Origin of the sequence: Paenibacillus sp. IHBB 10380, assembly GCF_000949425.1 — a bacterium.
Taxonomy (GTDB): Bacteria; Bacillota; Bacilli; order Paenibacillales; family Paenibacillaceae; genus Paenibacillus_AQ.
Genome location: NZ_CP010976.1, coordinates 1,744,938 through 1,759,631, shown reverse-complemented (window position 1 = coordinate 1,759,631; position 14,694 = coordinate 1,744,938). Strand labels below are relative to the sequence as shown.

At 38.5% G+C, this 14,694-nt stretch carries 13 protein-coding genes and 1 pseudogene; 3 read left to right on the top strand and 11 right to left on the bottom strand.

All coding sequences use genetic code 11. The annotated features are described in order from the left end of the window. Positions 1-726 carry a phosphonate ABC transporter ATP-binding protein gene (locus UB51_RS07525; RefSeq protein ID WP_044876779.1) on the bottom strand — a complete coding sequence of 242 codons (726 nt, stop codon included), beginning with the start codon at positions 724-726 and terminating at the stop codon, positions 1-3. Between the two features lie 70 nt (positions 727-796). After that, positions 797-1,972 (bottom strand): MFS transporter, encoded by a 1,176-nt coding sequence (locus tag UB51_RS07520; RefSeq protein WP_044879960.1) that lies wholly within the window; start codon positions 1,970-1,972, stop codon positions 797-799. Between the two features lie 118 nt (positions 1,973-2,090). Here UB51_RS07520 and UB51_RS07515 point away from each other — a divergent pair, with 118 nt between their 5' ends. After that, positions 2,091-3,008, top strand: coding sequence for a winged helix-turn-helix domain-containing protein (locus tag UB51_RS07515; RefSeq protein WP_044876778.1), 918 nt, complete (start codon positions 2,091-2,093; stop codon positions 3,006-3,008). 11 nt (positions 3,009-3,019) lie between these two features. Continuing rightward, entirely contained in the window at positions 3,020-3,781 is a 762-nt protein-coding gene (locus tag UB51_RS07510; RefSeq protein ID WP_044876777.1) for an HAD family hydrolase, read from the top strand. Positions 3,782-3,812: 31 nt separating this feature from the next. On the opposite strand, the gene UB51_RS07505 is transcribed toward UB51_RS07510, so the two are convergent. The 5 genes from UB51_RS07505 to UB51_RS29390 form a co-directional block, all read right to left on the bottom strand. Beyond that, positions 3,813-6,059, bottom strand: a complete 2,247-nt coding sequence (locus tag UB51_RS07505; protein WP_044879959.1) for a DNA topoisomerase 3 — start codon at positions 6,057-6,059, stop codon at positions 3,813-3,815. Positions 6,060-7,131: 1,072 nt separating this feature from the next. Next, the gene (locus UB51_RS07500; protein ID WP_044876776.1) at positions 7,132-8,241 is read right to left on the bottom strand and encodes a DUF4179 domain-containing protein; all 1,110 of its coding nucleotides are present in this window, start codon (positions 8,239-8,241) and stop codon (positions 7,132-7,134) included. Further along, positions 8,238-8,804 carry a sigma-70 family RNA polymerase sigma factor gene (locus tag UB51_RS07495; RefSeq protein WP_044876775.1) on the bottom strand — a complete coding sequence of 189 codons (567 nt, stop codon included), beginning with the start codon at positions 8,802-8,804 and terminating at the stop codon, positions 8,238-8,240. Before UB51_RS07495 ends, UB51_RS07500 begins: the two co-directional genes overlap by 4 nt. A gap of 223 nt (positions 8,805-9,027) precedes the next feature. Next, positions 9,028-9,609, bottom strand: coding sequence for a zf-HC2 domain-containing protein (locus UB51_RS26300; protein WP_052675796.1), 582 nt, complete (start codon positions 9,607-9,609; stop codon positions 9,028-9,030). A 4-nt stretch (positions 9,610-9,613) separates the two neighbouring features. Beyond that, on the bottom strand, positions 9,614-9,928 hold the full coding sequence (locus UB51_RS29390; RefSeq protein ID WP_324607752.1) for an RNA polymerase sigma factor: 315 nt from the start codon (positions 9,926-9,928) through the stop codon (positions 9,614-9,616). A 477-nt stretch (positions 9,929-10,405) separates the two neighbouring features. Between UB51_RS29390 and UB51_RS07480 the strand changes: the two are divergent. After that, a pseudogene (locus UB51_RS07480) lies at positions 10,406-10,597 on the top strand (helix-turn-helix domain-containing protein); the annotation flags it as partial. A gap of 349 nt (positions 10,598-10,946) precedes the next feature. On the opposite strand, the gene UB51_RS07475 reads toward UB51_RS07480, so the two are convergent. The 4 genes from UB51_RS07475 to UB51_RS07460 all read right to left on the bottom strand — a co-directional run bounded on the left by UB51_RS07475 (position 10,947) and on the right by UB51_RS07460 (position 14,367). After that, positions 10,947-11,597 (bottom strand): DUF6483 family protein, encoded by a 651-nt coding sequence (locus UB51_RS07475; RefSeq protein WP_044876774.1) that lies wholly within the window; start codon positions 11,595-11,597, stop codon positions 10,947-10,949. Between the two features lie 106 nt (positions 11,598-11,703). Next, the gene (loaP, locus tag UB51_RS07470) at positions 11,704-12,294 is read right to left on the bottom strand and encodes an antiterminator LoaP (protein ID WP_044876773.1); all 591 of its coding nucleotides are present in this window, start codon (positions 12,292-12,294) and stop codon (positions 11,704-11,706) included. 160 nt (positions 12,295-12,454) lie between these two features. Continuing rightward, positions 12,455-13,645 carry an ABC transporter permease gene (locus UB51_RS07465; protein WP_044876772.1) on the bottom strand — a complete coding sequence of 397 codons (1,191 nt, stop codon included), beginning with the start codon at positions 13,643-13,645 and terminating at the stop codon, positions 12,455-12,457. Further along, positions 13,645-14,367: an ABC transporter ATP-binding protein gene (locus UB51_RS07460; RefSeq protein WP_044876771.1), complete on the bottom strand. Its 723-nt coding sequence runs from the start codon at positions 14,365-14,367 to the stop codon at positions 13,645-13,647. The genes UB51_RS07465 and UB51_RS07460 overlap by 1 nt, the downstream gene beginning before the upstream one ends. Between the last annotated feature and the right edge of the window lie 327 nt (positions 14,368-14,694).

Here is a 14,694-nt window from a genome sequence, read left to right as displayed (position 1 = left end):
TTAGAGCATATTCTTCTCTCGCACGGTAAGACGTCTACCCTGCACATCAAATACCACTTTTCCGCCAGAAAGCCCTATCATTCGGCTCGCATATCGCTCTGCTAATTCTAGAGGAAGTACGGCAATAATCGTCACTTTATCTTCCTCACATAACTTCTGTAAATGACTCAGCACACTTTCCGCAGATTTAGGATCAAGTCCAATCACAGGTTCATCTGCTAATATGACCTTTGCTCCATGAACCAAAGCACGTGCGATGGCGATTCTCTGCCGCTCACCACCACTTAACTGGTCACTCTTAGAATGGGCTTTCTCCAGTAAGCCTACGCTCTCAATAACGTCCATTGCCCCCATATAATCATCAGAGCGAACCATGCCTGTCAACATCCTCCACCATGGAGTCTGACTGGACTGACCAATAAGGACATTCTTAAGTGCTGTCCTCCTCAGATTAAGCTGAGGATTTTGTTCTAAGTATGCCCTCTCACGCTTGATTCTGCTTTTACCAATTATCCCCGTATCAACTACACTCACACCATCTACAATAAGATTCCCTTGGTCCCATTTATCGCGAACAGCTAGACATCGTAGTAACGTCGTTTTGCCACTTCCACTCGGACCTACAAGTGCAATCATTTCTCCATTGAATATGTCCATATTAATATCGTGAAGAATAGCTACTTTATCTACACCTATAAACTTGGTTAAATGTTGAACTTTAATCATAGATTTTACTCTCCTCTGGGTGCCTTTCCTCTAGTGTATTGGAAATGACACCTAAATTCTATGCGAACATTCATTCTTGTTCTGATTCCTTAGGTCGGAAGCGAAATCCCACTAGACCAAAAAGTATATACGTAACTCCAAGCAAAATAAACATGCCCCCACTCCAACCATATTGCATCAGAACACCACTTACATTAGGACCAACCACGCTACCTATACTTAATTGGACAGATGCGATTACGTTAGCTGCCGGGAGAAAAGCACGTGGTAAAATATCAGCGGCATAAGCCAGACCCAGAGAAAAAAACGAACCTACAAGTCCTCCGACAATCAGCAACAATATCATACTTCCAACATAGTGAGTACCTATTAGAGGAAGCATTAGAAAAATAATTCCTCCCGCAATCCCGCAAATCATTAATATCTTTTTGCGTCCCAACTTATCACTAAGCAAACCAAGCGGAAATTGCAGCAGTAGTCCTCCTACGCCGATAAAGGGTAATAGGGTTGCAATTTGATGCTCATTGTACCCAATATTTAATCCATATACCGGAAAATTACTATTCATGCTAGCTTCCATATACCCGTATAAAAACGCAGGGATAAGTGCATACCATGCTATACGGTAACTACGACGATAACGATGCTTTTGCTGTTCTTGATCAGGTGATCTTTCTAGACGTTGATCTGGAAGTTTAATTATAACTAACAGAAGTACTAGTAATGTAATAGTGCTCATCAGAATAAATGGAACAGCCATACCATATAGAAGTAACTTGATACCTAGTGGGCCTAGACTGAATCCCAAACCGTAAGACATTCCATAAAGCGATAGGTTTCTCCCTCTATTACGCTGAGGAGTCACCATGAGCACCCACAACTGGGCTGCATAATTTAAAGCACTCACTCCTACACCCACAATGAATCTTAATACAAACCATAAATTCACATTCGGAATCCATGGAAAAACAAGCAGTGGGAGCATAACAAGAACTAGACCAACCACAATAAGTTTTTTAAAACCAATGATTCTAAGTACTTTCTCAGCTACAAGAGTCATAGCAAACGAACCCATGTAGAGTGCAGCAGCATTCAAACCATTGACGGACGGCGATACCCCCATCTGATCTAGAAATATAGCTAACACGGGTAACAGGAATCCCTGACTTAATCCAGCGATGATAATTACCGTAATTAGAACGAAAAAATGTAGCCTTCCTTTATTGTCTTCAATGTTGTTTCTCATGATGTTATTTGCAGACACGAATCGGTCCCCCTTAAACTATACACATTATAGTAGACAACCCCTAACAGGACAAGCATAATGAAAGAAGTGTAATATTTCACGGAAAGGTATGGATTACATGAACTATGAAGTTAAAATAGATGTATCCCCGATCTATGAACTACTGGGAAGCTTTATGGTATATGTCTCGAACAAATGGGTCGACAACTTAGATATGGGACCTGGATGGGTCCATAATGTGGAGCAGCGTCTCAACCCAGAGATTCGTTCGATTTTGGCTACCGCATCGGCTTGGCCCTTCTCCGACTATGATGTCTTGTACGTATGGGCTGGTCAAAGACATAATGGCAATTCCATTGAAGCTTTTCTAGAACAGTTACTAAAGTCTTCTGATATTGAGCTATTCGATAGGGTCTCACCTTATCTTCCAACATTAGCGCTAGTTGATGCCAGACGAATCAGAGATGATTACGTACCTGTGCTCAAGTTGTGGTATGAACATTATTTTAAAGAAATAGAAGATGAAATTATTCCACTAATTGAAGAAGATGCACTTGAGAAAAGAACTCTTTTGAGTAAGATGGACCCAGAGAATTTAATAGAATATGCTTCAGGTGGATTGGTCATTGAAGATATTCCGGGTCTAAATACGGTTGTTCTCTTCCCTACTGTTCATAATAGACCTATAAACACATACTGTTTCTATACTGGCATGCTACTTATCCAATATCCCGTAGATGTACCGGAAAAGATAGATGATGAACCACCGATGTGCCTTACACGTATGACTTATGCACTCTCTAATTCTACGCGACTACGTATACTGCGCTATGTCGGAGAACAACCTAAATCACTGATGGATATGAAGCATGAATTGGACCAACCCGTGGATACACTCATGCATCACTTAATGATTCTAAGAGTAGCTGGCCTACTCCGTATCCATCTAGGTGAACATAATAATGATAGATTTAGCATCCGAGCTGAAGGAGCAGCAGAACTCCAAATATTTCTAGAATCTTATATTCGTCTATAGGAGTGAATCATTTGAATACAAGGCAGCAAATCCTATTTGATCTGGATGATACACTCATCCACTGTAATAAGTATTTTGGACTCATACTCGGGCAATTCGTTGAAGTTATTCAGGAATGGTTCGCTGATCATGAAATAACAACCGAAGACATCAGGAAAAAGCAGATCGAAATTGACATTGCTTCTGTCCATAACGTTGGATTCAAGAGTGGAAACTTTCCACGTTCTCTCATTGAAACCTATCGTTTCTTCAGCAACAAATATAACCGCAAAATGGATCGTCTCGAAGAAGTGTACCTTCATAAACTCGGCCTAAGTATTTATGACCAAGAAGTGGAGCCCTATCCAGGGATGGTGGAGACGCTCGAGTCCTTAAAAAGTAAGGGTCATCATCTCTACCTATATACAGGTGGGGAAACGGCTATTCAGCAACGGAAAATCGATCAAATGAAATTAAGTATGTATTTCGATGATCGAATCTATATTCGAGAACATAAAAACGTGAGTAGCCTTGAACAAATTATTAGCAATGGGAACTTCAACCGTGAATCCACATGGATGATTGGAAATTCCCTTAGAACCGATGTGATCCCCGCACTCACCGCTGGATTATGCAGTATCTACATCAAAATTTCCAACGAATGGGAGTATAACATTGTAGATCTAGAACAGACACCTGATCACATTCTATATACAGTGGGTTCTATTGAAGAAGTTCCCGAGGCCATTCAACATAAAATAACAAATGACACTAAGCAACGGACCCTAAATTAAGGGTCCGTTGTTGTCATAAGCCACTTTTATTCTATATCTGCAGTTCAAGCCTAAGCTTACCCGTAGCCTGATCCTCTAACCCAATACGGGCTTTGTAAGATTCCCCATCGCTATCTTTGAAACTCAGCAGCTGTGTTCGTCCCGAAGACAGTAGTGACTTAAGCATAGATAACGTGATTACCTTGCCTTCATATTCCTTCCATATCACGAACCCACAACCTTCTTTAAAACGATTACAGCCATAACCTTTACGGCCCTCTATAATATGCCCTACACAACCCTCTCTAGGACATTCACCTAACTCCTGTCTTTCTCCAGGTTGAGTTGGAACTGAGGATGCAGCAGCCTTAGTTGATGGAGATGTGGATGTTTTTCTCGTCGCCGTAGAAATAGCACGACTCCCCTTCTCCTGCTTCCCATTGTCTTCATTACCGAATAAGGAAGGTGGGGCAGATCGTTGTGTAGATACTTTATCAATAATAGATATCGTGAATTTCTGAACATTATCCATAAATTTCTCAGAGGCAGCTTCCCCTTTAGAAATCTGATGCAACCGACGTTCCCATTGACCTGTCATTTCTGGCGATGTAAGTAATTCAATCCCTGCTAGACGAATCAACTCAATCGTTGATCTACCTTTTTGGGTAATCGTTATTCTTTTCCCCTGCATCGTAATATAACCTACTTTTTTAAGACGCTCAATGGTTGCCGCGCGTGTAGCTGGTGTTCCAAGTCCGCTATCCTTCATAGCATCCCGTAACTCATCATTCTCAATGCTCTTCCCAGCACTCTCCATAGCTTTCAGAAGTGTACCCTCGGTGAAGCTCTTCGGCGGCTGTGTGGCCTTCTCTTTCGCTTCACTATCGACGCAATCCACGGATTGCTCCTTATCGATTGTGAAGACACGATCGTTCCACTCTACATTCTCATCTTCTTCCTCGTTCTTTCCACCCTTACCCGACTTACTCGCCGTCTTCTCATTCTTAATCAGAACCTTCCAGCCTAATGAAAGCAGTTCCTTGATGCCCGTCTTGAACGTTTCTCCTTCGACTAAGGAAAGGACAGTGTGCTGCTTATATAGCGCAGGTGGGTAGAATTGTGATAAGAATCGAATAACGATTAGATCATATAATTGCTGCTCATCTTTACTTAGTGAGCCGGGCTTCTTCAGTGTTGGTAGAATCGCATGGTGATCCTCTACCTTGGTTGGATTACAGACTGACTTGTTGTTTTTGTGAACAAGGCTTGCATCTGCTCCTTCTACCATTTCTTTGTATGAGGTCGATTTCAGCATATGTAAAGCTTTATGCATACCCTCAATATTCTGTTCTGTCACATAGTTAGAGTTAGTACGTGGGTACGAGATCACTTTATGTTTCTCATAAAGTGCCTGAGCGATATCTAAGGTATGCTTAGCGGAGAAGCTGTATTTAGCATTCGCTTCCCGTTGCAGCAGTGTCAGATCATATAATTTAAAAGGATACTCCTTCGTCTCCTTCACCTCATACTTATCGATCGTCCCCTTCTTCCCCTTCACTTTGGTAGAGATCTTCTCAGCTGCTTCCTTTGAAGTTAGTCGATCCCCTTGCCACGAACCCATATACTCTAACGTCCCCTGCCTAAAATTCGCTTTGACATCGTAATAGGTTAACGAATCAAAAGCTTCAATCTCCTTCTGGCGATCATAAATGAGCGCCAAAACAGGGGTCTGGACTCGTCCAACTGACAGTAATGTGTTATGACGCGTTGTAAAAGCTCGTGATGCATTCATTCCGATTAACCAATCTGCTTCACTCCGTGCACGTGCAGCTTGTGTTAAATCATGAAATTCTGCCCCGTCCCTTAACTCTCTGAATCCACGCGAAATACTTTCTGAGGTTAAATCAGATATCCAGAGCCGCTTCACAGGCTGTTTAAGGCCTAGCTGTTGCTGTATCAATGCAAATATATACTGACCTTCTCTCCCGGCATCACAGGCATTGACAATGCGGTCACATCGCTTAGCCAACTCCCCAATCGTCTTAAGCTGATCCTTTGTTTTAGGATGCGGCACAATTTTGAACGATTCTGGTAAGATCGGTAGGTCACGAAAATTCCATCTCTTATATTTGGGATCGTATGCATCAGGCTCTGCTAAGCCAACAAGATGTCCAATCGCCCACGTTATAATATAATTGTCTCCTTCCAAATAAGTACGAGAGTTCTTCGCACGTGGTTCAATCACGGCAGAAATATTACGTCCCATATCTGGTTTTTCGGCGATAACAAGCGTCTTCAAGCGGAAAATCCCCTCTCTTTCCGTTGCGGTAAACACTTTATAATAAAGGCCCCACTCCGTTAAGAAAAGGACCTTTGCGACATGCAAAAGTCCTCTTCTCTTCCTTGCTGTATTGTCCATTATAGCACAAAATACCGAATTTTGTCCGATTCCTGTGAGTAACGCCTTCTTTTTTTACGAACGTACGATCCTATCCATTATACCTACGTTTCTTACATATGTAGACCATTCCATAGCTATCATTTGTTATAGGGGTTTCATTCCAATCCTCGTAAATATTCAAAATCACAAATCCATTCATAGTACTGATAAATGACCGCTACGCGGATGGATTGTCCTTCCGATCGCTGTTGCCCCCAAATTTTTTGAATATACCGCTGTTTGCGGTTAAAATTCAGGGGCAAAGGCGAACGCTTCGCTTCTACACGACAATTCCATCCACTCCGCTACGATTAGCATAAAATTCCAATTTCAAAAGAACTGATTATGAATTAGAACTCTATTTTGTCTTCAATATTTTTAATTTTTTTTATTGTTGTATTTTACTGGCTAAGGGAATGGTTGCTCTGCCTGTGCCACACGCTAAATCAACCGATAACACCCTTGGTTTAAGAAGCCCAAATGTCACAAAAGTTGCCTTCTATTTGTCTGCTATATCAGCAACCCAAAACTACATCGGATAAAATCAGTAAAATAAAGGAGACATGATTATGAACGTTCTTGTTACCGGAGCAACGTGTGTTCTTGGACGTTCGCTTATTCCTATATAATGCGAAATTGTCCTTGATTTAAATTAATTTTCCAGATACAATACTGTAAATATCTGGTACGTTCAACTAGCGTAAACGTAGATAACCACGAGGGAGCACATATTCATAACGCTGTACGCCTGGGCAAGGTATTTGATCTTAGATCAGATACCTTTTTATTTCATATGGTTCAACAAGTTCAAGAAAAGATGGATTATCCATACTATACTTCGAGTAGATAAACTGGGCTAATGTAATACTTTATGTTCTAACAATGCAAAGGACTGCCCTAGTAAGTAAGGCAGTCCTTTCAGCATATTATGCTATTTCTTTAATTCAATAATGATGTCTTGTAATACAAAGTCTTCTTTCCCCACACCAGATTTTGTTGGTATTGGAATTTCCTTTGGTCCACTTTCCGTTATTTCTACAGAACCATAATTATCAGGATTGTGACTCCTTAATGTGATATGGGGAGTTACTATAAGCTTCGTTGCATGCTGTTCCAACTTTTCGAATGTTTTACTCAAGCTCATCGTATAAGAATCTTTGCCTAATCCTCCATTACCTTCACCAGAGTAGAAATTCCCTAAATCATCTTTAATTTCTAATTCGACATATACCTCGTGCCATTTGTTTCTTACCTCGTCAGAAACCTGTTGGCCGTAATATACAATAAAAGACATCGGGTTGATAGATATTTTCTCTATATTTACTTTTACTCCATCTTGTTCTGCACTTTGAGCAATGAATTGCACTCTGCTATCCGTAGCTTTTAGAGTAAAATCAAATTCCCAATCCCCTATGATCTCTTCCTGCATATCTTGAATGAAGATGCTGTCTAAATCCCATTTTATTTTTACTGTATCTTCCATGTTACTAGTTAAGTTTGTAGCATTATAAATGCCTACATAATGATGTTCATCCACTTTCGAAATTTTTGAGCTGCCTGCCATCCCTTTGGACTCTTCAAACGTTGGATTGCCATGGATCATGAGGTTTTCGCCTAAATCTTGTTCACTTTCTATAGAATAAGTTAATGATACGGTGTTCCCATCATAAATCGCATCATTCATCGTTACTTTGATGCCCTTACTTTCTTTTGTCACATTCATTTCGGTGGAATGTTCCTTATAATTATTATAAAGACTTGAACCAGTTCCTCCATTATTCAAAAAGCTGAAAATGTCTCCTATTACAGGAATGCTACTAGCATAAGCAGGGAACGTTATTCCGAACGTTGTACATGATAAGATGATTATAATGGAAGCTACAGCAACATTCTTTTTCCAACTCTTTATTTTCTTCTTCATACTTAATGATTTTTTTAGAGCACTTTTCACTTTAGCCTTCTCAAGTTCATTTACTTCGATTTCCTCAAATTCAGTTTCGTCTATGTTTATATCATTTAATAATTCATAAATATCCTTCATATTCCTCTCTCTCCCAACATAAGGTTTATAGCATTTTTATTAAGTTTCTTTTTTCCTCTATAAATCCGATTATCTATCGCGGCTTTTGTCATACCGAGTTTTGTTGATATTTCCTCAGTATTTAAACCTAGGAAGAACTTCATGATAAAAATATCTCGTTCAACAGGCTCTAATTGATTGATTAGCGTGATTAGTTCAGTTCTATCTTCCAACATCATTAGTTCATCTTCTGCTGATTTTCCTGTATTCAAATCTATATAATCTGAGGTGAACTCCACTTTCTTACTAGCTTTTCTGTAATAGTCAATGGATTTAAATTTAGCAATGGCACAAATCCATTTTTTAAAATCATTCGAATCTCCATTGAACTTTTTCGAATTGTTCCAGATTGAAAGGAAAACATCGTTAATACATTCTTCCATGACACCATTGTTGTTAAGGGGAGCGAGAATTTTATAAGTTACCCCTTTGATTAATGGCAAATATTTATCAACTATGAATTCTAATGCATCTTCTTCTTGTCGCTGTAATCGTCGTATAAAATTTGTATCATTAGACTTCATGTATCGATTCCCCTTATTTTTTTGTGAAAGCGCTTTTACACCTTATAGCAAACACACAAATACCACCAATTTGGCGGTATTTATGTGTTTGTGATGCGCTTACTCATATTATTCATGGAAGTTTGCTTCAACTTCATCCCTTGCTGCTGGCAAATCCATTCCTTTTTTCCAGATTAGAATATTATCATCTGAAGTTCCGATATATAACGCTTTTACTTCTGCGTCATCGCCATATTTTTCTCGATAAAATCTTTTTTTCAATTTCACCTAACGTATAATACTCATTTTGAAAACCAATATCAAATTTAGTCTTTGTTTTGATGATTGGACGTAACGGCGTCACATAAAAGTTCCCGTTTTCATCCATATCATAGTTCAATCTATCTACGCCATAACCATCTGTTAACTTTACATGATAAACGATACTGCCATTGGATAATTTGCTTACATCGGTAATTTCTACAACGTCAGATGCTACTTTCATAATATCCCATTGAAATAGCACCATACAACCAATGACGGCAATTGACACTAGCGTCGCACCAATGAGTCCTTTGACAAATGCCTTTAATTTAGCACGATGCCATGAGATCGCAATACCTTTTAAAGCATTACTATCCTTAAAATTTTGTTCAACAACTTCTTCAGGTAAGCTGATAGTTGCCTTGATTGAATCTAAATCCATTTGGCAACTCTGGCATGCTGCAAGATGTTCTTCAACGATTGCGGCACTTTCTTTGCTGCACACCTCGTCATAATACAATGGCAGTAAATCTTTAATTATCTCACATGATATTTGTCCCATGACACTATTCCTCCCTTAGAAGGTCTTGTACTTTTCTTTTCGCTCGGTGGAATGTAACCCTAGACCAACTTTCTATTCTCTCAAAAATTTGGATTATTTGGGCAAAGGACAGTTCTCCGAACACCCTTAAAGTAAACACTTCTTTATATGGCTCATTTAATCCATGTAATGCCTTATGAATACGGAAAGCTTCTTCCTTAATAAGTAGCGATTCTTCGATACAGTTCTCACTTGCTGTTTCAGTTGAACAATTTGTTGTAAACCGCTCTTGCTTATCACGATAAGAAAAGTATGTATTTTTAGCAATTTGACAAAGCATACACTGATTTTACAGTTACCTTTAAATTGATGAATACTGTTTTAAGCTTTGAAAAATGTTTCTTGTGTTATTTCTTCAGCGACTGTTGGATCTCTGCTTAACGACAATACAAATCGATAAACATCTTTGAAATATTGATTGTATATATTCTCGAAATCTGTCACATTCTCACCTCCGTCATATATTAGACTTGTTTATGGATAGTTTCGTTACAACATTTATAAAAAAAATTAGCAGGCGTAAGGCCTGCTTAAATCGTTGAATTAATGCAACCGACTTTATTCAACTAACGGATAAAGTTAGTTGAATAAGAGAATTTAACTAGTACTCAGTTGTGTATATATGTTGTTGACGTTATAATGATACAAATTGTATCAATTTTTCGTATTGTTAACTTACGATACATTTTGTATCATATTAAGTAGTTATTATGCCTTTATGTTTATAGAGTTGTGATGCTTATAGGGAGGAAGATGAATGAATTTTGAAAATCGAATTGCAGAGCTACGAGAAAAGAAGGGATGGACGCAAGAAGAGTTATCTACAACCATCGGAATCAGTCGAGCGGCATTGTCACACTACGAAAAGAGTCGTAGAAAACCCGACTTTAAAACACTTACACAATTGGCTGACTTATTCCAAGTATCCATTGATTATTTAATTGGAAGAAAGGCGCTAACTCAGAATACAAACGATCCCACATTGCAGGAGTAAACAGGATATTTAATCTTCTTAACAATACAATAAGCTGACGCTATAATAGCGTCAGCTTATTGTGTTGCTAACCCTCTTTCTTTTACTGATATTTCGATGGTTAACATGCTCCACTTCAAGGAGTGTTGGTCCTCATGACGGGTTGAAGCTCGCGGCTAGATTATGTTGGGGGAACTTAGAATCCCGCACCGATTAACTCAGCTTTTTTATCTTCAACATCGTATTTGCATGCAAAAAAAGCTTATTCCTCTTCATCATTCAAGTTGGAATAAGCTTTGTAAGTTTACCAAGTAATACTTTCACATTACATATTAGTCAACTCAGAGTAGGATTGCAGTACTTCGTCTCGCGGCAATCCTCCTTCTACAAGTTGTTCATCTTTCAGTCGTAGCAATCTTTCATAAAGTGCTTTCCCCGCCTGTAGCCAATCCGATTTAGCTGATAGTCTAAGTTGATGAAATAGCACATTTTCAGCAAGATCATACCGTCCGATGACTTCGTAATAACTAAATCGCTTTCGTTCTATTTTAGTTGGTAGGCTGGGGCCAAGTCGTTCAATTAATTGTTCCGTTTCATCTCGAATATTAATGAATTGCAAGTCAGGCTCTCTTATCATAACTTCCAACATGAGAGACAATGCGCGTTGCAAGCGTTTGCCTGCTGTCTCGTGTTGTCCAAGCTGCTCATATATATCCCCTTCTTCTTTTAACAATAATGCAATACCCGCCACACTATCCATCCGAAGAACTCCATTAATCGAAAGCATTCCTAAAAGATCTCTTTCACTTAATGAATTAACCATCTTAGAATTAAGTTGAATAGATTGAATCATCAGTTCGTTAAGATATTCCAACGCTTGCTCTTCTTTTTTTTCTTTTTTCAAACCCAGCATAAATGCAATACCTTCTGTCAAACTCTCGATTAAACGAAGTATGTAGTCACGCTGATTCATCATTAGAGCACTCCATTTCTTTAAGTTAAAATAGTGTCCTGCGAAGCCGCAAGCTATGTGACTACCTAAGAGAAGTTGTGCTTTCAAAATGCTGGCTATATACGGCCTGTTAGTCTGAATTCATGATTTCTATGCCCACATCTATTGTTTTCTCTACCCCCATTATGTTGAGACCAATTTTTGCCCTGCGTTTTCTCTTATCAATCCTTCTTATACTATTTTCCAATCCGACCAAAGGCCCCGATTTTACGCTTAAAAAATTTCCTTGAAAAGATACTTGAGAGTAATGAATAGTATCATCTTTTCTAAGTAATTGTATGATAGGGTTCATTTCTGCGTCTTCTATATAAGTAAAAAGATCATCGTATTGATCGTTTTCACTATCTATTTCATGGAGAAACTCTTTATTATGAGTAACTTTGTTAGCCCTTTGTATAAGATACGAAGCATTTCTTACAAGCTTATAAAATTTGGGAAGCCTTTGTAATTCATAAAAAATTCTGGGGTTCATTCTTGTTTCAATAAAAACATAACCGGGAAAAATTTTCTTGGTAACATCGTAAAATACCCCGTTTCTTTTTTCCGGCAACATTCTTTTGGGAACTACAGCTTTATGAATGCAGTGGCTAAATTGTGAGCGCAGGCTTTGCTGTACAATGTCTTCCTGTCCAGATTCTACAAATAAGGCATACCAACTCATACTAGTCCCCAATCTCTGTTTTTTTGTGTGGTTAGGGTACCTGCTGTAAACATTTAAACGGAGCTAATAATTGACCTTACCTTCCTCCTGATGTAAGTTGGTTTAGCTTCTAGCTTTGCTCCATCATGTCTCAAACCGAACATTCATGCCCGAGGGAGTTTCACTTCACAATGATAGATTCCCTCCGGAACATTTGTGCAAACAACACAATAGATAATAAAACAAATAATACCGAACTACCAACAGACACAAGGATATGGATAAAATTTTGGGTGCCATACATTAATTCTTTTAAAACCAGAACAACATTATAAACAGGTATCATTAGATGGACTGTCGATATCTCATTCACATTGACATTTAGAGTTAAAAATACGGGAAGTACTGCAACCAGTAAAAATGGGGTAAAGTATGTTTGAGCTTCTTTAAATGTACTAGCAAGTGAACTAATTCCTAGCAGCAGCGCAGCAAACATAACTGAAAGAAGGACAAGTAACAAGATAATAATAAAAATATTACTAATAGTAAGAAATTCATCTGAAATTGTAAAATTAGCAGCGGCTTTACCTGCCATTGTGGGAAGGAGTTTCACGGATAGAACCATACTTAAAGTCGTTACTAAAGAACTAACTACCCCAAATAATGCTGTGGCTATTAATTTTCCCGTTAATAACGATATTCCATTTACGGGTGTTATCAATAGTTGTTCCAAGGTTCCCCGTTCTTTTTCCCCCGCAATTAGATCTATGGCGCCTACAGAAACCCCAGACACACAATTCATTACTAGAATCAGTGCAAGCAAAAATGTTAGAACCATAAGCTCTCTACTAATGGTGGATATACTGTCGGTCTCTACAACCAGCGGTTGCATGGTGGATAACGATATATTTAACTTTTCAAGCCTTGTGTTAACCAACTCTTGATTGTACGTTTTTAAATGAGTTGTTAGTAGTTCTGATGCAACTATTGATTTCTGATTCGATGAATCAAATATAATTTTGATGCTGGCACTTTCGTTGGAATCTATCTTCTTGTCAAACAACTCATCAATTTCGACAATTGCTCGAATTTGCCCAGTTTTTAATTGTTCTACCGGATTATTCTCATCGGAAATAGCTATCGCAGGATTCTTTTTCAGCACATTAACAATGGAGGATTGGCTACCGACAACTGCTATTGGCATGTTTTTGCTAACTTCTCCGCTTATATTACCTTGTAATTTAGAGAATAATAGTAAAAGTAAAGGATTAAGCAACAAGGGAATAATTAAAACGGCTAACCATGTTTTCTTGTCTCTAAGCAAATCAACCATTTCTTTCTTAAACACCACACCTACATCTTTTAGGTACATTATACAGAACCTACCAATCTTGTGAAAATAGAATCTAAATCCTGGTGTTGATATCGATTGTAAATCTCCTCGATACTGCCTTCAAAACAAACTTTTCCTTTGTGGATAGCGACCAATCTATCACATAACCGATCAACTTCCCCCATAATATGACTCGAGAATATAACGGTCTTTCCTTCCTGTTTAAAGTCCATAATTACCTGCCTTATCGTGTTCGCCGAAGTGATGTCCAAACCCGAGGTAGGCTCGTCGAATAAAATAATTTCTGGATCATGAATAAGTGAGCGTGCAATGGCCACTTTTTGTTTCATCCCTTTTGAAAAGCCTCCAACCTTCCTGTTTATGTATCCATCCATCCCAAATTTTTCAGACAACTGATCAATTCTATGGTTTATTTCTCGTTTTTGATATCCATAAAGCTGGCCAAAGTAAGCAATGTTCTCACGGGCTGTCAAACGTTCATAAAGGCCGGTTTCACCGCCAAACAACATTCCTATTTTCTTTCTTGCCTCATAAGGATTTTTCACTACATCTATTCCAGCTACTTTTATTGATCCAGAGGTAGGTTTTAGGCTTGTGGAAATTAATCTTAACGTTGTGGTTTTCCCAGCCCCGTTCTCTCCTAGTAAACCCAGTACTTCTCCTTGCCTCGCCTCAAAAGAAATAGATTCTAACGCTAAAAACTTTGCAAACTTTTTAGTTACCGATTGTACTTCTATCATATTGTCTTCTCCTCTCCTCTCAAAACGCTCAAATGAGCGGTAGTACAATTGATCCAATCTGACATTTAGAGTCTCTTTAACTCTCTTGTATTTAAATGAATATGTGTTATTCATTATATTAATTGTATATTAATTGAAATTATTTATCAAGCACTCTTCAGCCTAGTGAAGACGCCACATGATTTTGCTAGAGGATAGCTTTTTGTACTTTTTACATTAAGAAACCGCTCTTTTGTAGAATGGAAGTTCGACCCATCATATACAAAAGGAGCGGTTTCTTTGTACGTTTCATTTACTAGCCTGGACCAACTTTGCTTGCGAAAACCT